The sequence below is a fragment of the Streptomyces sp. NBC_01142 genome, from assembly GCF_026341125.1.
Lineage (GTDB): Bacteria > Actinomycetota > Actinomycetes > Streptomycetales > Streptomycetaceae > Streptomyces.
The window spans coordinates 1,803,132-1,823,751 of record NZ_JAPEOR010000001.1; the positions used below are offsets into that span (position 1 = coordinate 1,803,132).

General features: G+C 70.7%; 17 protein-coding genes and 1 pseudogene. 13 read left to right on the forward strand and 5 right to left on the reverse strand.

Annotated elements, in window-relative coordinates; genetic code table 11:
* Positions 1 to 39 precede the first annotated feature (39 nt).
* Genes OG883_RS08350 through OG883_RS08360 form a run of 3 tightly spaced genes read right to left on the reverse strand, consistent with a single transcriptional unit; the run spans position 40 to position 3,450 of the window.
* Complete coding sequence (locus OG883_RS08350; protein WP_266537047.1) at positions 40 to 1,410, reverse strand: Y4yA family PLP-dependent enzyme; 1,371 nt, start codon at positions 1,408 to 1,410, stop codon at positions 40 to 42.
* Complete coding sequence (locus OG883_RS08355; protein ID WP_266537049.1) at positions 1,401 to 2,426, reverse strand: ornithine cyclodeaminase family protein; 1,026 nt, start codon at positions 2,424 to 2,426, stop codon at positions 1,401 to 1,403. The genes OG883_RS08350 and OG883_RS08355 overlap by 10 nt, the downstream gene beginning before the upstream one ends.
* Before the next feature lie 28 nt (positions 2,427 to 2,454).
* Entirely contained in the window at positions 2,455 to 3,450 is a 996-nt protein-coding gene (locus OG883_RS08360; RefSeq protein ID WP_266537051.1) for a TauD/TfdA family dioxygenase, read from the reverse strand.
* Between the two features lie 380 nt (positions 3,451 to 3,830).
* Here OG883_RS08360 and OG883_RS08365 point away from each other — a divergent pair, with 380 nt between their 5' ends.
* From OG883_RS08365 to OG883_RS08380, 4 genes are read left to right on the forward strand one after another with little or no spacing between them, the layout of a single operon-like run.
* Entirely contained in the window at positions 3,831 to 5,378 is a 1,548-nt protein-coding gene (locus tag OG883_RS08365) for an ABC transporter substrate-binding protein (protein WP_266537053.1), read from the forward strand.
* Positions 5,363 to 6,385 (forward strand): ABC transporter permease, encoded by a 1,023-nt coding sequence (locus OG883_RS08370; protein WP_266537055.1) that lies wholly within the window; start codon positions 5,363 to 5,365, stop codon positions 6,383 to 6,385. The genes OG883_RS08365 and OG883_RS08370 overlap by 16 nt, the downstream gene beginning before the upstream one ends.
* Positions 6,382 to 7,230 (forward strand): ABC transporter permease, encoded by an 849-nt coding sequence (locus tag OG883_RS08375; RefSeq protein WP_266537057.1) that lies wholly within the window; start codon positions 6,382 to 6,384, stop codon positions 7,228 to 7,230. The genes OG883_RS08370 and OG883_RS08375 overlap by 4 nt, the downstream gene beginning before the upstream one ends.
* On the forward strand, positions 7,227 to 8,750 hold the full coding sequence (locus OG883_RS08380; RefSeq protein WP_266537086.1) for an ABC transporter ATP-binding protein: 1,524 nt from the start codon (positions 7,227 to 7,229) through the stop codon (positions 8,748 to 8,750). Before OG883_RS08375 ends, OG883_RS08380 begins: the two co-directional genes overlap by 4 nt.
* A gap of 36 nt (positions 8,751 to 8,786) precedes the next feature.
* Here OG883_RS08380 and OG883_RS08385 read toward each other — a convergent pair whose 3' ends face one another.
* Positions 8,787 to 10,217, reverse strand: a complete 1,431-nt coding sequence (locus tag OG883_RS08385) for a short-chain fatty acyl-CoA regulator family protein (RefSeq protein WP_266537089.1) — start codon at positions 10,215 to 10,217, stop codon at positions 8,787 to 8,789.
* 361 nt (positions 10,218 to 10,578) lie between these two features.
* Here OG883_RS08385 and aceA point away from each other — a divergent pair, with 361 nt between their 5' ends.
* From aceA to OG883_RS08400, 3 genes are all read left to right on the forward strand, one after another.
* Positions 10,579 to 11,868 carry an isocitrate lyase gene (gene aceA, locus OG883_RS08390; protein ID WP_266537092.1) on the forward strand — a complete coding sequence of 430 codons (1,290 nt, stop codon included), beginning with the start codon at positions 10,579 to 10,581 and terminating at the stop codon, positions 11,866 to 11,868.
* 156 nt (positions 11,869 to 12,024) lie between these two features.
* A complete protein-coding gene (gene aceB, locus OG883_RS08395) occupies positions 12,025 to 13,617 on the forward strand; it encodes a malate synthase A (protein ID WP_266537095.1) in 1,593 nt (530 codons plus the stop codon).
* Positions 13,614 to 14,483 (forward strand): 3-hydroxybutyryl-CoA dehydrogenase, encoded by an 870-nt coding sequence (locus OG883_RS08400; protein ID WP_266537098.1) that lies wholly within the window; start codon positions 13,614 to 13,616, stop codon positions 14,481 to 14,483. The genes aceB and OG883_RS08400 overlap by 4 nt, the downstream gene beginning before the upstream one ends.
* Positions 14,484 to 14,754: 271 nt before the next feature.
* Here the strand turns inward: OG883_RS08400 and OG883_RS08405 are convergent, their stop codons facing one another.
* The gene (locus tag OG883_RS08405; protein WP_266537101.1) at positions 14,755 to 15,450 is read right to left on the reverse strand and encodes a type 1 glutamine amidotransferase domain-containing protein; all 696 of its coding nucleotides are present in this window, start codon (positions 15,448 to 15,450) and stop codon (positions 14,755 to 14,757) included.
* A 178-nt stretch (positions 15,451 to 15,628) separates the two neighbouring features.
* Here OG883_RS08405 and OG883_RS08410 point away from each other — a divergent pair, with 178 nt between their 5' ends.
* The 6 genes and pseudogenes from OG883_RS08410 (at position 15,629) to OG883_RS08435 (ending at position 20,610) form a co-directional block, all read left to right on the forward strand.
* The gene (locus tag OG883_RS08410) at positions 15,629 to 16,567 is read left to right on the forward strand and encodes a LysR family transcriptional regulator (RefSeq protein ID WP_266537104.1); all 939 of its coding nucleotides are present in this window, start codon (positions 15,629 to 15,631) and stop codon (positions 16,565 to 16,567) included.
* 127 nt (positions 16,568 to 16,694) lie between these two features.
* Positions 16,695 to 17,093: a cell division protein SepF gene (locus tag OG883_RS08415; RefSeq protein ID WP_266537111.1), complete on the forward strand. Its 399-nt coding sequence runs from the start codon at positions 16,695 to 16,697 to the stop codon at positions 17,091 to 17,093.
* Between the two features lie 56 nt (positions 17,094 to 17,149).
* Complete coding sequence (locus tag OG883_RS08420) at positions 17,150 to 18,322, forward strand: ATP-binding protein (RefSeq protein ID WP_266537113.1); 1,173 nt, start codon at positions 17,150 to 17,152, stop codon at positions 18,320 to 18,322.
* Complete coding sequence (locus OG883_RS08425; RefSeq protein WP_266537115.1) at positions 18,319 to 18,651, forward strand: nucleotide pyrophosphohydrolase; 333 nt, start codon at positions 18,319 to 18,321, stop codon at positions 18,649 to 18,651. The genes OG883_RS08420 and OG883_RS08425 overlap by 4 nt, the downstream gene beginning before the upstream one ends.
* Before the next feature lie 269 nt (positions 18,652 to 18,920).
* Positions 18,921 to 19,370 (forward strand): annotated as a pseudogene (locus OG883_RS08430) (DUF6099 family protein); the annotation flags it as partial.
* Between the two features lie 313 nt (positions 19,371 to 19,683).
* Positions 19,684 to 20,610, forward strand: coding sequence for an LLM class F420-dependent oxidoreductase (locus tag OG883_RS08435; protein ID WP_266537118.1), 927 nt, complete (start codon positions 19,684 to 19,686; stop codon positions 20,608 to 20,610).
* The last annotated feature ends 10 nt before the right edge of the window (positions 20,611 to 20,620 follow it).

Sequence of the window (20,620 nt, forward strand, 5' to 3'; positions counted from 1 at the left end):
ATGCTCCTGTGAGGGGGGCGGTGGGGGAGTGGGCCGGGATCAGGTGAAGTGGCGGTCCAGCCGCCAGCGCGGCCGCGGGCGCTCGGTGTGGTCGATCACGACCTTGGGCGGCAGGGCCAGGTCGTGGAAGGGCGACTCGTTGGAGTCCATCTGATAGCCGGCCGTGTTGGGATAGACCAGCAGGTCACCGGCGCGCGGCCGGCGCGGGAAGGGAATCTTCCGCCAGGTGAGCATGTCCGACTCGAGGCAGGTGGCCGCTCCGACGGCGGCGGGGTACGTACCGACCGGGGCGTCCCTGTTCCGGGAGAGCAGATACGGGTCGGGCAGGTACTCGCTGTTGAACCACTGCTCGGACAGGCTCAGGCTGGTGCCGTCGACGGTCAGGAGCTGATAGCCGTTGCGGTCCTTGACTCCCTGGATCCGGAACACGGTGGCGCCCGCCTGGTCCAGCAGGGCGCGACCGGGCTCCATCAGCAGGACGACCCCGGAGTCCCTCAGGAGCTCGGCCAGACTCTGGCGATGCCCCTCGGGGTGGGCGATGAGCAGTGCCCGCAGCGCACCGGCTCCGGCGGCCGGGGAATGGTACGGATAGAAGTCGCCGGTGCTGAAACTCTTGCCCGCGTGGTAGTGGCTGTTGTTCTGCTCGGCGAGGAAGGTGTGCCAGCTGTCGGCGTCGGTGTAGCTGACCGCCAGGCCGCCGCCGATGCTGATCCTGCCGGCCTCCAGCCCCAGGACGCGGGCCTTGAGACAGAGGTCGACCAGCTGTCCGGCAAGGTCGGCGCGCGGCTGGATGGCGTAGCCGGACAAGTGGAAGCTGAAGCCCTCCATGCGTACCGCGTCGCCCGCCTCGACGCAGCGGTCCATGGCGGTGGCCAGTTCGGCGTCGTTCATGCCGAAGCGGCTGTGCGGCTGGGCCGGCGGAAGACACCGCAGCAGCAGCCGGGCCGGGCGGAGCGGCCCGGTCAGCACCGTCTCGATGAGCGCGTCGAGTTCGTCCAGCGCGTCCACGGCGATCAGCGCGCCCTGCTGAACCGCCAGACGCAGCAGGGCCCCGGACTTGGCCGGGCCGGTGACCACGAGGTTCTCCCCGCGCACCCCGTGCCCGAGGGCTTCGCGGAGCTCGCCGACGGAGGCGACGTCGACACCCGCACCACCGGCCTCGGAGCGTTCGACCCACACCGCGGCCTTGCCGGCTTTCTTCGCGAAGTAGACGAATCCCTCCACGCCCGCTTCCTCCAGAGCCGAACGCATCGACCGGAGGTTCGTGTCGAAGGCGTCGGGCAGCAGGAAGTGGAATGGGCCGCCCAGCGCGTACGAGAGTTCCTCGAGCAGCCCGCTGCCCACCACCGCGTCCGTGGCGGGGTCGGGCAGGACAGGCAGTGTGGGCAGGGCCTGTCCGCTCACTGCCACAGCGGCACCTCGGTGCCCAGGCCCTGGGAGAGGGCGAGTTGTGCGAAGCGGTGGCCGAGGGCGATGTCGGTGACGACGAGACCGCTGTTGTAGGCGAAGATCCGCTCCGTGGCCGAGCGGCGTCCCGGGGCGATGCCCGCGATCACCGGCGGGAACTCGGTGTCGACCGCGGGGAGTTTGCCGTCGGCGTCGGCCATGTCGGTGCCGGTGACGTTCATCTGTGCCTCGCTCGTGGCGACGACACGGTCGGCGTCGTGCAGCGTCGAGGGGGCGAGACCGTGACCGACGAGGATGGACAGCGCGCCGGGCTTGAGCCAGCCCGCCTCGACCGCGGCAGGCGTGTGGGCGCCCGCGGTTGCCACGATGACGTCCGCTTCCGCGGCGGCGGCCCGCAGATCGGTGACGAGCTCCACGTCCCGGTCCGGGAAGGAGGTGCGCAGCTGCTCGCGGACGGCGGCGATGCCCTCGGAGTGGGTGCCGAACAGCATCAGCCGGTCCAGGTCCGGGAGGGTGGTGAGCAGGAAGGGCAGGGCGAGACGGCCCTGGGTTCCGGTGCCGATGACCAGGGCGTTGCGCGCGCCGGGGGCGGCGCATTCACGCGCCAGCAGCGCCGAGACGGCCGGGGTGCGCAGCGACCCGATCCTGGAGCAGTCCATCATCGCCACCGGCAGCCCGGTGACATCGTCGTAGAGGGTGAGCGAGGTGTAGTAGTGCTGCTCCTCGCGGCCCTTGTCCAGACCGTGCTTGTACGAGGTCTTGATCGCGACGACGTTGCGGGAGCCGTCCCGGCCCAGCATGGCGTACGAGACGGAGTGCCCGTCCTGCGGTTTGACGGTCAGCTTCCGGGGGTTGTCGGACTGGCCGGCGTGGAGTGTGGAGTAGGCGCCCTCCACGGTGGCGACCACGTCGGCCAGGGATATGTCGATCCCGGCCAGATCTGTGGTCGAAAGGATCCGCAGGTGCTTGTCGTCGCCGGATATCGGCGGGCGGGTGTGGCCGGTCGAGGTGTCGGGCATGGTGTTCCTCCGGTCCGTGGGCGGGTGTTCAGCTCGCGTGCGCTTCGAGGGCGGCCTGACCGTAGCCGTGCTCATCGGCTTCGGCCGGGGGGCGACTGCTTCGCCCGGGGACGCGGACAGAGGCTCGCTTGAGCCACCGGTCGGTACCGTCGTAGCGGGCCTGGAACGGCACCCGGCCGTGGACGACGAGGTCGTTGTCGACGACGAGGACCTCGCCAGGGGTGAGGCTGACCGCGACGGATACGCGGGCGAGTTCGGCCTCCAGGCGCCGGTAGGCAGCCTGGTAGGTCTCGTCGGCGTCCTCCACCGGTGTGTACGCCGGGTCGAAGCGCAGGGTCATGCCCTCGTCGGTCGCGAACAGGGTGGGCACGGCGGGAGGTGCTTCCTCGGCATAGTCCTGCGCCGCGGCGTAGGCGTCGTCGGGGAGGATCGGCAGCGCGGGCCGCGTCAGGATGTCGATGTCCTCGTCCGCGAGGCGGGTTCTGCGGACGCTTGCCGCGGTGGTGGCGATGTTGTCGTGATTGCGCATGCAGCCGAGCATCAGCAGGTGCGCGCGGCCGGGGTGGAAGGCGTCCTCGGTGTGCGGGCTGAGGAGCACCGTGCTGCTGGCGCCGGTCTGCGCGGTCTCGTGGCCGGGCGAGGGAACGATGTTGTGGACGAACCGGCCGTCCTGCTGCCCCTCCCAGGCGATGGGATTGCCCATCACGCTGGCAAGCAGGAGCAGGGTGATGTCGTGGACCGCCCCGCTGTCACCGGCGCTCGCCCAGCCCGAAGGCGTGGGGCCGACGGCTTCGTCGTCGACGTCGAGGCCCCGCAGGACGAACAGGCCGTCGGCGGTGTCGACGGGGCGGCAGTGGTGGCGTAAGGCGTCACTGAACTCGCCGGCCGTCTGCGCCACCCGCTCGAGGAGCTGGGGAGACGTGGCGGACGTGCTGAATTCGGACAGTACTTTCTCCGCGGCCCGGCGGAGTTCGCCCGCGGTGCGGGCGTCGAGCTGGCGGACAGGTGCGGCTGCCGTGCTCATGGCGAAGTGATCCGTTTCCGTCGGATGGCATGGGGGAAGTGGGACTGCTGGCACCTGCCGTCACCGCGATCAGAGCTGCGGATCCGTGACGGGCAGGCTGAACGGGCGCTTGCAGGGGCGGTGTTGGTCTGTGGTCACCGAACGAACGTGTGAACGCTAGCAAGCTTGATTAGGCAAGGCAAACCTTACTCTTAGCCATGGAATGCATCTGCCGCGCCGTCAAGTCAGGGTGTCCACTGGGTAGTTGGCCGTCCGCGTGATATGCCCCTGCGTCATTCGGTCATACGTTCAACCAGTAGAGCGCTGGCTTGTGGGAATTATTATCATTAGGGTAGGCAACCCTAAGCCCCTGGTTACTCTGACGTGGATCGAGGACGTACGTGGACATCAACAGGCGCCAAGTGCTGTGGGCCGGCGGGGCAATTGGCGCGTCAGCGTTGCTTGCCGCCTGCTCGGGGGGCGGTGACACCTCTGCCAAGGCCGCCGCCGGCGCCAAGCCCAGGAAGGGCGGCACGCTCAGGGTCGGTGCACTCGGCCGCGCCTCGGCCGTCACCAGGGACCCGCACGCCACACAGGCCAACGAGAGCGACTACCTCATCATCTCGCTCGTCCACGACACCCTCACCACCCCGGGCGCCAAGACGAACACCGCCCCTCGCCTGGCCTCCGGTTGGAAGGCCTCCGACGACCTCAAGACGTGGCGCTTCACCATCGCCGAGGGTGCGAAGTTCCACGACGGTACTCCGGTCACCGCCGAGGACGCCGTCTGGTCGCTGCGCCGGCTGCGCGGCACTCCCTCCGGCGCCTCCCGCCTGCCCGGCATCAAGGCCGAGAACATCAAGGCCGAAGGCACCGGCACCGTCGTCATGGTGTCCGACTACGCCAACGCCGAACTGCCCGTGCTCACCCGTCTGACGACCTTCGTACTCAAGAAGGACACCAAGGACAGCGAGATCGACAAGGCCCCTGGCACCGGCCCGTTCACGCTGGACTGGTTCCGCTCCGGCAACGCCCGGCTCGTACGCAACGAGAACTGGCACGGCGGCGAGGTCCTGCTCGACGCCATCGAGGTCAAGATCTTCGAATCCCCGCAGGCGATGTCCAACGCCCTGCTCGCCGGGCAGATCGACGTGGCCTCCAACGTCGGTGCGGTCGCGGCCCGTACGGCCGAGAAGCGTGAGGACATCCAGGTCGTCCGCCGCCCCAACGACATGGCCATGCCGATCGTCATGCGCACTGCCGGTGGCCCGTTCGCGGACCCGAAGGTGCGCGAGGCGCTGCGGCTGGCCGTGGACCGCGAGGCCATGGTCAAGCAGGTCCTGTCCGGGTACGGCACTGTCGGCAACGACATCCTGGGCACCGGCGACCCCGCCTACGCCAAGGACATCCCGCAGCGCACCCGCGACCTGGCCAGGGCCAAGTCGCTGCTGGAGGAGGCAGGTTTCGACGTCTCCAGGACGTACAAGCTGGTGACCACCGAGGACATCTCCGGACTGGCCGAGTCCGCGACCCTGTTCGCCACCCAGGTACGCGAAGCCGGGGTGAAGATCGAGGTGGTCAAGCAGGAGTCCGCCACGTTCTGGGACAGGACCTGGCTCAAGGGTGACCTCTACACCACGTACTGGGGCACCAACGACTCCGTGCTGTTCCTGGCCTCCAAGACGATGGTCTCCGAGTCCGCACAGAACGAGGCCGGCTGGAAGAACACCGCGTTCGACGCGGCATACCGCAAGACCGTCGGCACCAAGGACGCCGCCGCCCGCGCCAAGGTGCTGCGAGAACTGCAACAGCTCGAACACGACGCGTCCGGCTACCTGTTGTGGGGGGTGGCCGACGGTATCGACCTGGCCGCCGCCCCGGTGCGCGGCCTGCCCACCCTGCCCGGCTACGGACGCGTACAGCTCGAGCGGGCATGGCTGGCTCGCTGAGCGGTACGGCGACGCGGCCCGGGACCGGGCCGGCCGGAGGCGAAGACCTCCGGCCGGCCCGGCCCGTGCTGTCCTGGGTGCTCCGGCTGGGCGGCCTGCTCGCCCGCCGGGCACTGCTGCTCGCCGTACTGCTCGCCACCGTCTTCGCCGCCGTCGAACTGCTGCCCGGAGACGCGGCCAACGCCACATCGGAACGCGGCGAGAGCGCGGCCGATCTCGCGCAGCGCCGCGAGCTCCTCGGTCTCGACCGCCCGGTCCTCACCCGTTTCACCGACTGGATGACGGGCCTGCCCACCGGCGATCTCGGCACCTCCGCCCGCGGCGAGTCCGTCGCGGAGCTGCTGTCCCGCCCCTTCCCCAACACCCTCCTCCTCGGCGGACTCGCCCTGTTGGCGACACTCGGCGTCTCGCTCGCACTGGGCTGCTGGGCGGCGCTCAAGCCCGGCGGCAAGGCCGACCGAGCCGTCTCGGCCACGGCCACCGGCATCCTCGCGCTGCCCGAATTCGTCGTCGCGGTCGCCCTCGTCCTGGTCTTCGCGCTGTGGACCGACTGGCTGCCCGCCGTCACCCTCACCGACGCCGACGGCTCGCCCGCCTCCTGGCAGATGCTCGTCCTGCCGGTACTGGCCCTGTCGATCCCGCAGATCGGCTGGAACACCCGCATCGTGCGCGCGGCCCTCGCCGACGAGGCCACGGCACCGCACGTGGAGACCGCGGTGATCGACGGGCTGCCCCGCCACCGCATCCTCACCCACCATCTGCTGCCGGGGGCGATGCCCACCATCGCGGCGGGCATCGCCACCTCGACCGGCATGCTGCTGGGCGGAGCTGTGGTGGTGGAGACCATCTTCAACTACCCCGGCATCGGCTCGGTGCTGGCAGGGGCCGTCACCGACCGGGACAGCCCGGTCATCGCGGGGGTCGTCGCCGTCACCGGGGCCGTCATCACCGGCGTGCTCCTGCTCGCCGATCTCGTAAGGACCTGGGCCTCCGGAGGCCGCATATGACCGCTGTGACCGCCCTGAAACAGGCCGTACGGCGGCGCGCCCGCCGTGGCGTCGTGCTGCGCACCCTTCCCGCCCTCCTGCTCATCGCCGTCGCCGTCGCCGGGCCGTGGCTCGCCCCGCACGCCATCGACGTCCCGGTCACCGCTCCGTACGCCGAACCGGGCGGCGAGGCACCCCTCGGTGGCGACGAGCTCGGCCGGGACGTGCTCACCCGCCTCCTCGCCGGCGGACGTGAACTCATCGGCACATCCCTCCTCGTAGCCGTCCTCGTCACCGCGGCGGCGGCCCTGCTCGGCGCGGTCGGCGCACTGCGCCCGGCCGTCGGGCGGATCGTCGAACGCTCGGCGGATGTCCTCATGCTGCTGCCCGCCGTGCTCGGCATCCTCCTCATCGCCCTGTCCTGGCCGGGCGGCGGCCGCTTCGCCGTGATCGCCGCCGCCGTCGTCATGGGTGTGCCCTATGCCGTACGGCTCGTCGCCGGGGCGGCGGCGCCCGTCGCGGCCACCGGCTACATCGAGGCGGCGGCGGTCGGCGGCGAACGGCTGTGGCATCTCGTCGTACGCGAGGTCCTGCCCAACCTGCGCGCCACCCTGCTCGCGCTCTTCGGGCTGCGCTTCGTCGCCGCCGTGTACCTCGTCGCCACAGCAGGCTTCCTGCAGGTCGGCCCCCAGCCACCCGCCGCCGACTGGGCGCTGATGATCCGTGAGAACGCCGGTGGGATCGTCCTCAATCCCTGGGCCGTGCTGGCCCCCAGCATCGCCATCGGCCTCCTGGCCATGAGCGTCAACATGGCGGCCTCGGCACTTGTCCCGCAGGCCGGCCGGAAAGCGGTGGCCGCGCTGTGAACCACCTGCCCCAGTGGTACCCCGAGGGCCAGGTCCTCGCCTCCGAAGCGGCGGTGACCGTCGAGGACTTGACCGTCGCCGCACCCGACGGCCGCCTCCTTCTGGACGGCGGCAGTCTGGAGGTCCGCCCCGGCCTCATCACCGCGCTCACCGGCCCTTCCGGCTGTGGCAAGACCACGCTGCTACGGGCCGTGGCCGGCGTTCTGCCCCCGGCGGCCCGGCGCACGGCCGGGCGTGTGGAGGTCCTCGGCCAGGACGTGCTGGCACTGGGCGCACCCGACCTGCGCGCCCTTCGTCGCCGCCTCGCCTACCTGGGACAGGACCCCGGCTCCGGCCTCAACCCCCGGATGAAGGTACGCCGCCTCCTCGGCGAAGTCGCCGTGGACCGCAGCCCCGAGGCACTGCGCGCCCTCCTCGCCGAGGTCCAGCTCCCCACGGACGACGGTTTCATGGGGCGCCGTACCGGAGAGCTCTCCGGAGGCCAGCAGCGCCGCGTGGCGCTGGCCAGGGCACTGGCCCGCCATCCGGCCGTACTGCTCCTCGACGAACCCACCGCCGGCCTCGACCCGGCGCTGCGGGACGAGATCGCCGAACTCCTGCGGCACCTGGCGGCCAGTCACCGGCTCGCTGTCGCACTGTCGTGCCACGACGCGGATCTGGTCGCCCGGCTGGCGGACGACGTCGTGGACCTGTCCCGGGGCGTGGCCACACCACCGGCCCCTGCACGCACCGTCGGCCGGCCGCTCCCTCAGGGCAGGGAGACGCTCTCCGTGTCCGGCCTGCACGCCGCTTTCGTACAACGTGGCCGCCGCATACCCGTCGTCCACGACATCGACCTGGCCGTTGCCGCCGGATCCAGCACCGGCATCGTCGGCGCCTCCGGCTCGGGCAAGACGACTCTGGTGCGCGCCGTCGTGGGACTCCACCGTCCCACCGGCGGCACGGTGACCCTCGACGGCGTACGCCTCGCCCCCGCCGCGCACGGCCGCACGCGTGATCAGCGGCGAAGGCTCCAACTCGTACCGCAGGACCCGCTGGGCACCCTCAACCCGAGCCGTACGGTCGGCGCGACGATCGGCCGCCCCCTGCAGTTGCACCGGCGCGCCGGACGCGAGCAGTCACCTGCCCGCGTCCTGGAACTCCTGGAGCACGTCGGGCTCCCCGCCAACTTCGCGCACCGCTACCCCCACGAACTCTCGGGCGGCCAGCGCCAGCGCGCTTCCATAGCCCGAGCACTGGCGGCCGACCCCGACGTGCTGGTCTGCGACGAGGTGACCTCCGCCCTGGACGACAGAACCGCCGGGGCGATCATGGACCTGCTGGAAGAACTGCGGGACAGCAGGGGCCTCGCGCTGGTCCTGATCAGCCACGACCTCCGCCTCATCGCAAGCCGTACCGACAGCCTCCTCGTCCTGTCCGCTGGCTGCGCTGTCGAATCGGGCCCCACCCCGCGGATATTCACGTCCCCGTCCCACCCGGTGACCGCCTCCCTGGTAGCCGGCGCGATCCACCCGGCCTGACGGCGGTCATCGGTCCGCATCCCGGATGCGGACCGGCTACGTGACCGGGGGCTGCCGAGGGCGCAGGCGCAGGTCCTCGACGGGATACGGCACGAAGGTGCTGCTGTTCTCGTCGATCGTGAGCGGTCGGCCAAGAGGCGGCACGGCGCGTTGCGGGCAGTCGAGGCGTTCACAGATCCGGCAGCCCATGCCGATCGGGGTGGCTGCGGCGGAGTTGTCGAGGTCGAGGCCGTCGGAGTAGACGAGCCGGGAGGCATGGCGGACCTCACAGCCGAGGCCGATGGCGAACGTCTTGCCGGGCTCGCCCCAGCCGCCGCGGTGCCGGGTCACGGCACGGGCAGTCCACAGGTAGCGCTGTCCGTCCGGCATGGCCGCGATCTGAACGTGGATGCGACCGGGGGCGGCGAATGCCTCGTAGACGTTCCAGAGGGGGCAGGTGCCGCCGGCACGGGAGAAGTGGAAGCCGGTGGCGGACTGGCGCTTGGACATATTGCCCGCGCGGTCGACTCGTACGAAGGAGAAGGGGACGCCGCGCAGTCGCGGGCGCTGGAGGGTGCTGAGGCGATGACAGACGGTCTCGTAGCCGAGGCCGAAGCGATCGGTGAGCCGTTCGATGTCGTAGCGGACCTCCTCGGCGGCGCTGTGGAATGCGCTGTACGGGAGGATCAGCGCGGCGGCGAAGTAGTTGGCGATGCCGATCCGGGCGAGGGACCAGGTCGCGGTGCCCTCCTCGTAGTCCTCCGACGCGAGCGCGGACAGCTGGTCGCCGAACTCGAGCAGAGCAAGCTGGGTGGCCATGCGGAAGGCCTGTTGGCCGGGGCGCAGCCGGTTGGACAGATGCAGGACCCGGGCGACGGGGTCGAAGTGATGCAGCCGGTCGGAGTCGCCGGCCAGGCGTACACCGTGCCGTTCGGCAAGCCGCCCGGAGAGCGCCTGCACCACCTCACCGGGGCGGACGCCGATGGCACGGGCCAGTTCCTCGGCGGCGAGGTCGGTGTCGTGGAGGTAGTTCTGCCGCCGGTAGAAGAACTCGCGAATCTCCTCGTGCGGGGAGCGCGGCAGGGCCGGGTCCTCGTTGCTGCGGCCGTCGGCCGCTTCGGCCAGCCGCTCGGTCAGGGCGTGGCTGCGCCGCCCGAGCTCGAGCAGGACCGCAGCCACGGCCGGCATGCGCGATGCCAGTTCCGCGAGGTCGGACGGGGACACCGCGGCCGCGGCGACCTGGTCGGCAAGGACTTCCCGCAGGTCGGCCAGGAGCCTGCTGGTGTCACGCTCCGAGAAGAAGCCCGGGTCGACACCGAATGCCTCGGTCAGTCGCAGGAGCACCGGCACGGTCAGGGGCCGCGAGTCGTGCTCCATCTGGTTGAGGTAGCTGGGCGAGATCGCCAGCATGCGCGCCAGCTCTGCCTGGCTGAGCCGCCGTTCCTCCCGTAGCCGCCTCAGACGCGCTCCCGCGTAGGTCTTGCTCATCCCGGCCCCTTCCGCCGCCCACAGCGTAAGAGCTTGAGGCACCCTGTGGATCTTTGCAACCTTGGCAAAATGACCAGTAAAGATTCGCAGAAGTTGGCAGACAGCCATGCTTGATGGCACTGAGTGCCGCTGCCAGAGTCTGAGTGCGGCCCGCCGGATCCGGCGACCGAGTCGGACACCGAGCGCGATTTCAAGCCCTGACGTCGTACATCTCGGCTTTCGGCCCGGCGACCGGGCGCATTGCTCACCGCTTCACACACCCGGCGGGGCGGCGGGCCGCACCAAGAGCACGTCACTCAGTGACATGCCTTACGCACACTTCACAAGAACCATGTGATTTCACGCGACCCGGGAGACGGTCATGGCGCAGGCAGGGACGACGACGGCGACGGCCGAGGAGCTGGCACAGCGGTGGGCGACGGACCCGCGCTGGTCGGGCATTGAGCGCACCTACAGTGCGCAGGAGGTCGTGCGGCTGTCGGGCAGTGTCCGTGAGGAGCACACGCTGGCCCGGCGCGGCGCCGAGCGGCTGTGGCGGCAGCTGCACGAAAAGGACTACATCCATGCGCTGGGTGCGCTCACCGGCGGCCAGGCCGTGCAGCAGGTCAAGGCCGGGCTGCAGGCCATCTATCTGTCCGGCTGGCAGGTCGCCGCCGACGCGAACCAGGCCGGTCACACCTACCCGGACCAGAGCCTCTATCCGGTGAACTCGGTGCCGCAGGTGGTCCGTCGGATCAACAACGCGCTGCTGCGAGCCGACCAGATCGCCACGGCCGAGGGTGGCGCGGACACCACGGACTGGCTGGCGCCGATCGTCGCCGACGCCGAGGCGGGCTTCGGCGGTCCGCTCAACGCCTTCGAGCTGACCAAGGCGATGATCGCCGCGGGCGCGGCGGGTATCCACTACGAGGACCAGCTGGCTTCCGAGAAGAAGTGCGGCCACCTCGGCGGCAAGGTCCTGGTGCCCACCGCCCAGCACATCCGTACCCTCAACGCAGCCCGCCTCGCCGCCGACATCGCCGATGTGCCGACGCTGATCGTGGCCCGCACCGACGCGCTTGCCGCGAACCTGCTGACCAGTGACGTGGATGAGCGCGACGCGCAGTTCGTCACCGGCGAGCGCACCGCCGAGGGCTTCTACCGGGTCCGCAACGGCATGGCGCCGGTCATCGCCCGTGGACTCGCCTACGCCCCGTACGCCGACCTCATCTGGGTCGAGACCGGCACCCCGGATCTCGCCCAGGCCAGGGAGTTCGCCGAGGCCATCCACGCCGAGCACCCCGACCAGATGCTCGCCTACAACTGCTCGCCGTCCTTCAACTGGCGTGCGGCGCTGGACGACGACCAGATCGCGAAGTTCCAGCGGGAGCTGGGCGCGATGGGCTACCGCTTCCAGTTCATCACCCTGGCGGGCTTCCACTCCCTCAACCACGGCATGTTCGACCTGGCCCGCGGCTACGCCGATCACGGCATGACCGCCTATGTCGACCTGCAGGAGCGCGAGTTCGCCGCGCAGGCGCAGGGCTTCACCGCCGTGAAGCACCAGCGTGAGGTGGGCACCGGCTACTTCGACCTGGTGTCCACGGCCGTCAACCCGGCCTCCTCGACCACCGCGCTGACCGGCTCCACCGAGGAAGAACAGTTCCACTAGGCCCCACCCGTGCCGGTCCCGTCCGCGGCCGGGACCGGCAGCTCCTCCGGCCTCGACGCGAGGCGCCTCACCCGCACGTCAAGCGAACCCGTGTCCAGGTGGTGGCCGGACGACCGTCCCCGCCCGGCCCTCACCGCTTCCGCTGAGGAGTTCCTCATGTCCACCACCGCACTGACCGGTCGTATCCAGGTCCTCGGCGCACCCGGCGACCGCTTCGACGAGATCCTCACACCCGAGGCGCTGGACTTCATCGCCCGCCTCGACGCCGCCTTCGTCGGCCGTCGCTTCGAGCTGTTCGCCGAGCGGCGGCGGCTGGCGGGCCGACTCACTTCCGGCTTCCCGCTCGACTTCTCCCGCGCCACCACGGGCACCCGTAACGACCCCGACTGGCGGGTCGCCCCGCCCGCCCCGGGCCTGACCGACCGCCGGGTGGAGATCACCGGACCGCCGGACCGGTGGACTGCGGTCGACGCGCTCAACTCCGGCGCCCAGGTGTGGATGGCCGACTTCGAGGACGCCACCTCCCCCACCTGGGACAACATCATCGGCGGTCAGCTGACCCTGCTGGATGCCGTCGAGCGGCGCATCGACTTCACCGCGCCCGACGGCGAGGAACAGCAGCGCGGCGGCGAACTCGCCACTATCATGGTCCGCCCCCGCGGCTGGCACCTCACCGAGAAGCACCTGGTGATCGACGACCGTCCGCTGTCCGCGTCCCTCGTCGACTTCGGCCTGTACTTCTTCCACTGCGCCCAGCGGCAGATCGACGCGGGCCACGGGCCGTACTTCTACCTCCCCAAGCTGGAGCACCGCGACGAAGCCCGCCTGTGGAACGACGTGTTCGTCCTTGCACAGGAGCTCCTGGACATCCCGCGCGGCACCATCCGCGCGACCGTCCTCATCGAGACCGTCACCGCGGCCCTGGAGATGGAGGAGATCCTCTTCGAACTGCGCGAACACAGCGCAGGACTCAACGCGGGCCGCTGGGACTACCTCTTCAGCCTGATCAAGAACTTCGCCCACCGCCCCGACTTCACCCTTCCCGACCGGGACCGGGTCACCATGACCGCCCCGTTCCTGCGGGCCTACACCGAACTGCTCGTCCGCACCTGCCACAAGCGCGGCGCCCACGCCATCGGCGGCATGGCCGCACACGTGCCCGTCCAGGACGCCACGGCACAGGAATCCTCACTCGCCAGGGTCCGGCTCGACAAGGAACGTGAGGCGGAGGACGGCTTCGACGGCACCTGGGTGGCCCACCCGGCACTCGTCCCCCTCTGCCGCGACATCTTCAACGGCGTCCTCGGCGGCCGGCCCCACCAGCTCGACCGCACGCGCGAAGACGTCAGCGTCGGCGCCGACGACCTCCTGGCCGTCCGCCGCACTGCAGGCCCGCCCACGCTGAACGGCGTCCGTTCCAACATCGCCCTCGCCCTGCGCTACTTCGACGCCTGGCTGCGCGGCCAGGGCGCCGTCCCCCTGGACGGCCACATGGAGGACGCCGCAACCGCCGAAATAGCCCGCAGTCAAGTCTGGCAGTGGCTACGACACGGCGCCGTCGACCGCGACAGCGTCCTCGCGATCCTGGACGAGGAGATCGCGGCGCTCGGCCGGGACTTCCCCTGGGCCCGCGTCGAGGAGGTCCGCGAGATCTTCGAACGCACCGCCCTCGCCAGAACACTGCCTGAGTTCTTCACCACCGACGCCTACGCCCGCCACCTCGTTCGCCGGCCGGAGGTGCGGTCATGAGCGCGCCCATCCGACGGGTCGGAGTGGTCGGTGGCGGCCAGATGGGGGCCGGAATCGCCGAGGTCTGCGCCCGCGCCGGGCTCCACACGGTGATCTGCGAGGCGGACGCCACGGCGGCCCGCGGGGCCCGGGAGCGGGTGGCAGACTCCCTCGAACGCGCCGTCCGGCGCGGCAAACTGGACCGTATCGCCGCCGAGGACGCCCTGGCCCGCATCATCTTCACGAGCAGCCTCGACGATCTGGCCGACCGTCAGCTCGTCGTCGAGGCCGTGGTCGAGAACACGGACACGAAGACCGGAATCTTCGCCTCGCTGGACAAGGTCGTCGAGGATCCGGAGGCGATTCTGGCCACCAACACCTCGTCCATCCCGGTCATGCGCCTGGGCATGGCCACCCACCGTGCCGACCGGGTCCTGGGACTGCATTTCTTCAACCCGGCGCCCGTCCTGCCGCTGGTGGAGGTCGTAGCATCCCTGCACACCGCGCCGGAGACCGTCACAGCCGTCGAGGAGTTCGCCCGGGACACCCTCGGCAAGACACCAATCCGCTCCCAGGACCGGGCCGGCTTCGTCGTCAACGCCCTGCTGATCCCGTATCTCCTGTCGGCGATCCGTATGGCCGAGTCGGGATTCGCCACCGCCGCCGACGTGGACGCCGGCATGGAACTGGGCTGCGCTCACCCGATGGGCCCGCTCAAGCTCGCCGACCTGATCGGCCTGGACACCGTTGCCTCCATCGCGGAATCGCTGTACGACGAGTTCAAGGAACCCCTGTACGCCCCGCCGCCGCTGCTCCAGCGGATGGTCGAGGCGGGGCTGCTCGGCCGCAAGGCCGGCCGCGGGTTCCACACCTACGACCGGGGCTGAGGGGCCCGGGTTCGGCGCCGGGGCTGAGGGGCCCGCGGCTGCTGTGGAGGGGCGCGGAGCAGTTGACTGAGCTGCTCCGCGCCCCGCCGTGCTGGAACGCGGTCCGGCGTGCTGCTCCGCGCCCCGCCGTGCTGGAACGCAGGCCGCCGTGCTGCTCCGCGGTCCGGCCGGAAGCCGGTCCAGGTGAAGGCGACCTGGCGGACCGGTCCTGGAGCGGTGGGCGTCAGCTCAGGTGGAGCGGGTGGGCGTCAGCCCGGTGAAGCGCGTGGTGTCAGCCCAGCGCCCGAAGAATCTCGGCGGCGAGCGGGGCGGACGACGCCGGGTTCTGGCCGGTGAACAGATTGCGGTCCACGGCGGTGTTGGGGGCCCACGGCTCGCCCTCCTGGAAATCGGCGCCGAGCTCCACGAGGCGGTTCTGGAGCAGCCACTTCGCCTTGTCGGCAAAGCCTGCCTGGGTCTCCTCGGCGTTGGTGAAACCGGTCAGCCTGTACCCGGCGAACGGGGAGGAACCGTCCGCACGCCTGGCGGCGAGCATCGCGGCCGGGCCGTGGCAGACCACGCCGAGCGGCTTGCCGGAGTCCAGCGCGGCGGTGATGAGGGCGCCGGATTCCGCGTTGACGGCCAGGTCCTCCATGGGGCCGTGGCCGCCGGGGTAGTAGACCGCGGCATAGTCGGCGAGGTCGGCCTTCTCCAGCTCGACCGGGTGTTCCAGCTCGGTCATCGCGCTCAGGCCGGCGGCCATCGAGGCGGCTCCCTCCTCGCCGCCGTTCACCTCGGGCGTCAGACTGCCCCGGTCCACGGTCGGCACCACACCGCCGGGGGTGGCGACGACGACCTCGTGGCCCGCCCCGGCGAAGGCACGGTAGGGGGCCACGGCCTCCTCCGCCCAGAAGCCGCTGGGGTGCTGCGTGCCGTCGGCCAGCGTCCAGTGGTCCGCGCCGGTCATTACGAACAGGATCTTCGCCATCTCACATCTCTCCGTGTGGTCTCACCGTGTGACGACGCCCCGGCGCTACGTACGCAGAGCGTCATCTCGCCGATGTCCTCTGTCCTCTGTCGTCCGTCCCGAACGTAGATGGCCCTGTCCATTGGAATCCAATAGGCTCGCCACCATGAGCCATAGGGAATCCAATGGATCGAGGGGAATGCGGTCGAGGGCAATACAGGAGGCCGCCTCGAACGGTCCGCTCGATCTGACCCTGCTGCGGACCTTCCTCGCCGTGCACCGGGCCGGTTCCTTCACCGCGGCCGCCCGGCTGCTCTCCCTGTCGCAGCCCACCGTCACCACCCAGATCCGTTCCCTGGAGCGGCAGTTGGGCCGTGAGCTGTTCGAGCGGCTGCCGCGCGGAGTCGCCGCCACCCCTTTCGCCGACGGCCTCGCAGCCCAGATCGCCGGCCCCCTGGACACCCTCGCCGCCGTTGCCGAGCGCGGACACCTCGGCGAGAGGGCTCCTGCCGATCCCGTCCATCTCGCGGGTCCGGCCGAGCTGCTCTGCGTACGCGCCCTGCCTTCACTCGCGCCCCTGGTCGAGCAGGGGGTACGGCTCCGAGTGGACACCGGCCTCACCGACGACCTCCTGGACGGACTGCGCGCCGGCCACTACGACCTGGTGATCTCCACCGTCCGCCCGCGCGGCCGCACCCTCACCGCCGTGCCGCTGGCGGACGAGGAGTTCGTGCTGGTCGCCGCGCCGGGATGGGCCGAGCGGATCGGCCCGGAGCGGGTCGCGGCCGAGGGCCCGTCCGGGCTGCGCGGCGTACCGCTGGTGACATACGCGGAGGACCTGCCCATCGCTCGCCGTTACTGGCGCCATGTTTTCGGCACCCGGCTGACGGGACAGGCCGCCGTCACCGTCCCCGACCTGCGGGGGGTGCTCTCGGCGGTGACCGCGGGGGCCGGGATCTCTGTGCTGCCGCGCTATCTCTGCCAGGACGAGCTCGCCGCGGGCGCGCTGGTGACACTGCTCACGCCCGACGATCCGCCCATCAACACCGCCTATCTCGTCGAGCGCCCGGGCGCCGCGGACAGTCCGCACCTGGCCCTGGTCCGCGACCGTCTGCTGCGCGAGGCGCGCGCCTGGTGAGTCGGGCGGCACGGGCCTCGGTTGGCGCCGTCCTGTGCTGCTACAACGGGAAGGCCGCCCCGATCCGTGACCGACTTGCCCGTGTCGCTGTTGGGCCGAACGGGTGAGGAGCGCGAGGATGGTGCACATGAGTAGGTACGAGAGGTACGACGTCACCGACGAGCAGTGGGAGGGGTTGGCCCAGGTCGTCCCCCTGCGAGGCCGCAACGAGTGGCCGTCGCGGGTCGACCACCACACCATCCCGCGGGAGTACGCCTCCGCCGAGCAGCGTCGCTTCGTCGTACTGCGGGTGCAGGTCTTCGCCGACGCGCGCGAGGTCGCCGAGTACCTCGTCGCACAGATCCCGGTGCTGCTGGACCTGACGAGCGCCGAGACCGACGTCGCCAAGCGCATCCTGGACTTCAGCAGTGGTGTCGTCTTCGGGCTCGGCAGCGGCATGCACCGGGTCGACCGTAATGTCTTCCTCCTTGCCCCGGTCGGCACGGAGGTCGAGGGGATCGCGGCCACCGCCGTCCCCCATTCGTAGGAAGGTCACCCAGGCGGAACGGTTCGGCGCGTTTCACGCTGCGTACCGTCCCGCCCATGGATGCAAAAACCCGGCCCACCGGCGCAATCGACGCCCGCCCCACCGGCGCGAACGACGCCCGGCCCACCGTCACCGAACTGCGGCTCTCCGCCTTCAAATCGCACCGGGGCGCGACCTTGCCGCTCGGCCCACTGACGCTCTTCGCCGGGGCGAGCGGCAGTGGCAAGTCGAGCGCGCTGCAGGCGTACGAAGCGCTGGCCCGCCTGGGCGCGGGCGACGAGCTCGGGGCGGCCTTCCCGGACCCTGCTGCGTGCGTGCCGGAGCGGGCGGCGGCGGACGGGCAGGGACGGAAGGGATTCAGGATCGGCTGCACCGTCGACGGCCCGGCCGGACCTGTGGAGCTCGACCTTGCCGTGCAGGCGGAACCCGCATTACGTGTGGTGGGCGAGCGGTTGACCAGCGGCGGGCGGACCTTGCTGACCACCGCGCTGCGCGATCCGGGGCGCTCGTCCGTGCAGGCCGCCTGGTACACCGCCGGGGCCGCGGCGGTCACTCGCGCTCCGCTGCCGGACGACCGGCTCGGCACGGCCCTGTTGCCGTTGCGGGTGGCCGGCAAGACCCAGGGGCAGTTGCAGGTGCTGGCGGCCGCGGAGCAGGTGGTGGTGGCGCTGCGGTCGGTCTTCGCCTGCGATCCGCAGCCGCAGCGGATGCGCGAGCCGGTGGTGGCGGGCGAGGGGCGGCTGTGGCGCGGCTGCGACAACCTGGCGGAGGTACTGCACCGCACACGGAGCCAGTGCGCGAAGCGGCATGCGCGACTGGCGGCCGCGGCGCGCGTGGGATGCGCGGGAGAGGTGGCGGACCTGGCCGTCGAGGAGCTCGACGACGGCAGGGTACGGGCGTTGCTGGGCCGGGGCGGCGGGCGCGGTGCGACCCCCGTGGGGCGGCTCGGGGAGGGCGAGTTGAGATATCTGGGGCTCGCGCTGGTGCTGCTGACCGGGCCGGGAGTGCTGGCCATGGACCAGGCGGCCGAGGTGCCTTCGGTGTACCAGTCGCTCACCGTTCTCGCGGACGGCTTCGACCGCTGCCTGGATCCGTGGCAGGCCCGCGAACTGGTCGCGCTGGGCGCGGAGATGTGCGCGCGGGGGCACATCCGGCTGGTGGGGGCGGTGGCCGATGCGTCGTATGCGCGTGGGGTGGACGGTGTGACGGTGGTAGACCTGGTGCCGTGACGAGAGAAGACGGACTGGATGTGGCGGGGTTGCAGCGCAGGCTGGCCGAGTTCGCGGCGGCGCGCGAGTGGCAGCCGTACCACATCCCGAAGAACCTGGCGGTGGCGCTGAGCGTCGAGGCATCCGAACTGGTCGAGATTTTCCAGTGGTTGACGCCCGAGCAGTCGGCGCGGGTGATGGAGGAGGAGGCGTCGGCGCACCGGGTGCGGGACGAGGTCGCGGATGTGCTGGCGTATCTGCTGCAGTTCTGCGAGGTGCTGGGCATCGATGTGCTCGCGGCGCTCTCCGAGAAGATCGACAGGAACGAGGTCCGCTTCCCGCCGAAGTGAAGAGTCGATCCCGCGTCCAGGACTCCGGATCGACTCTCCGGCCGTCTCCGCTCCCGTCCAGGTCCGTGCCAGGGATCGTCTCCGGCAGGTCTCCGGCCGGTCTTCGATCTTCCTTCACTCTCCCTTCGTCACTCTGTGCAGTGATGGAGTTATCCACAACGGTATTGGTGTCCACAGATTTCCGAATTCCCCTGGCTTTCCGGCTCAAGCGCCTTCACTCTGGGTAATGAACTGGTGGGCAGTAAGTCGTACGAACGGGGGCGGCGTACATGGACGCGGAGCGACTCATCGGGGCCAGTGGGCACGCCCTGGCGCAGAGCCGGGAGGTGCCGGACATCGTGGCGGAGGCATGGCAGGCCCAGGCCCTCGCGCAGGCGATCGGAAGCCGGCTGGCTGTGTGCGGGCCGCCGGAGCTGAGAGGCGAGGCGCGCGGACTCAGCGAGATCGGAGGACGAGGGTGCGGAGTGCTCGACCACCCGACGGTGCGCAGTGGCGGGGTCCGGGCCGCGCAACTGTCCGAGGTGGCGGATGCCCGGCGTACGTTGACGAAGCTGAACGTGCTGCTGGGAGATGTGGGCATCGCCCTGGTCGGGGTCGCGTGCGCCACCGATGAGGAGGGGTTGTACTGGCAGTGCATCGAGGCCATAGACGCCGCCGACGAGTCGAGCGATCGGGTGCGTGGAATGCTGCGCCGGCTCGCGGTGCGGGATTCGGAGAGACCGCCCGGCGAGATCCGGGGCAGAGCGGGTCCGGTCGAGCTGGTGCGTGCGCCGGAGTTGCGGAGCTCCTCCGACTGCCACTCCGACTGCTACGCAGGGTCCGACTGCTACGCCGCGTCCGATTGCGACGCCGCGTCCGATTGCGACGCAGAGTCCGGCTCGGTGGAGGCTGTGGACTCGGCGGCGGGGCCCTGATGACCTCATACGGTCAGGAAAGCATCAGGTGCCGCTGGGCTGTGGTCCTCCGGGGGACTGGGGCCGCCGACGTCGTTCCGTTGAGGTTGACCGCATTTCGAAGGTGCAGGATGGATGCATGGATCTTCGAATTTTCACGGAGCCCCAGCAAGGGGCGAGCTACGAGACTCTGCTGACCGTTGCCAAGGCCACCGAGGACCTGGGCTTCGATGCCTTCTTCCGCTCCGATCACTACGTGCGCATGGGCTCCTCCGCCGACGGTCTGCCCGGGCCGACGGACGCATGGATCACCCTGGCCGGGCTCGCCCGTGAGACCAAGCGGATCCGCCTCGGCACGCTGATGACCGCGGGTACGTTCCGGCTGCCGGGCGTGCTGGCCATCCAGGTCGCGCAGGTCGACCAGATGTCGGGGGGCCGGGTCGAGCTGGGACTGGGCGCCGGCTGGTTCGAGGAGGAGCACCGGGCGTACGGCATCCCGTTTCCCCAGGAGAAGTTCGCGCGGCTGGAGGAGCAACTGGCGATCGTCACCGGGCTGTGGGGCACGGATGTCGGCAAGACGTTCTCGTACGTGGGCAAGCACTACCAGCTGGTCGACTCGCCCGCGCTGCCCAAGCCGGCCCAGCGGAAGGTACCGGTGCTGATCGGCGGGCACGGGGCAGTCCGCACCCCCCGGCTTGCCGCGCAGTACGCCGACGAGTTCAACATTCCGTTCGCCTCGATCGAGGACAGCGAGCGGCAGTTCGGCCGGGTCCGCGCCGCCGCCGAGGCGGCCGGGCGAGGGCCGAACGACCTGGTGTACTCCAACGCCCTGGTCGTGTGCGTGGGCAAGGACGACGCAGAGGTGGCACGCCGCGCGGCCGCCATTGGACGGGAGGTGGACGAGCTGAAGGCGAACGGGCTGGCGGGCTCGCCCGCCGAGGTGGTCGACAGGATCGGGCAGTACTCCGTGATCGGCGCCTCCCGGATCTACCTTCAGGTTCTGGACCTCGCCGACCTCGACCATCTGGAGCTGATCTCCGCCCAGGTCCAGAGCCAGCTCGGCTGATCCGCATCGG

Excerpts from the sequence above, each read along its gene's own strand:
- OG883_RS08405 (WP_266537101.1), bottom strand. The coding sequence starts at position 15,450 with ATGGCGAAGATCCTGTTCGTAATGACCGGCGCGGACCACTGGACGCTG.
- OG883_RS08385 (WP_266537089.1), bottom strand. The coding sequence starts at position 10,217 with ATGAGCAAGACCTACGCGGGAGCGCGTCTGAGGCGGCTACGGGAGGAA.
- OG883_RS08420 (WP_266537113.1), top strand. The coding sequence starts at position 17,150 with ATGGATGCAAAAACCCGGCCCACCGGCGCAATCGACGCCCGCCCCACC.
- OG883_RS08400 (WP_266537098.1), top strand. The coding sequence starts at position 13,614 with ATGAGCGCGCCCATCCGACGGGTCGGAGTGGTCGGTGGCGGCCAGATG.
- OG883_RS08355 (WP_266537049.1), bottom strand. The coding sequence starts at position 2,426 with ATGCCCGACACCTCGACCGGCCACACCCGCCCGCCGATATCCGGCGAC.
- OG883_RS08410 (WP_266537104.1), top strand. The coding sequence starts at position 15,629 with ATGCGGTCGAGGGCAATACAGGAGGCCGCCTCGAACGGTCCGCTCGAT.
- OG883_RS08435 (WP_266537118.1), top strand. The coding sequence starts at position 19,684 with ATGGATCTTCGAATTTTCACGGAGCCCCAGCAAGGGGCGAGCTACGAG.
- aceB (WP_266537095.1), top strand. The coding sequence starts at position 12,025 with ATGTCCACCACCGCACTGACCGGTCGTATCCAGGTCCTCGGCGCACCC.
- OG883_RS08375 (WP_266537057.1), top strand. The coding sequence starts at position 6,382 with ATGACCGCTGTGACCGCCCTGAAACAGGCCGTACGGCGGCGCGCCCGC.
- OG883_RS08370 (WP_266537055.1), top strand. The coding sequence starts at position 5,363 with ATGGCTGGCTCGCTGAGCGGTACGGCGACGCGGCCCGGGACCGGGCCG.
- OG883_RS08360 (WP_266537051.1), bottom strand. The coding sequence starts at position 3,450 with ATGAGCACGGCAGCCGCACCTGTCCGCCAGCTCGACGCCCGCACCGCG.
- aceA (WP_266537092.1), top strand. The coding sequence starts at position 10,579 with ATGGCGCAGGCAGGGACGACGACGGCGACGGCCGAGGAGCTGGCACAG.
- OG883_RS08415 (WP_266537111.1), top strand. The coding sequence starts at position 16,695 with ATGAGTAGGTACGAGAGGTACGACGTCACCGACGAGCAGTGGGAGGGG.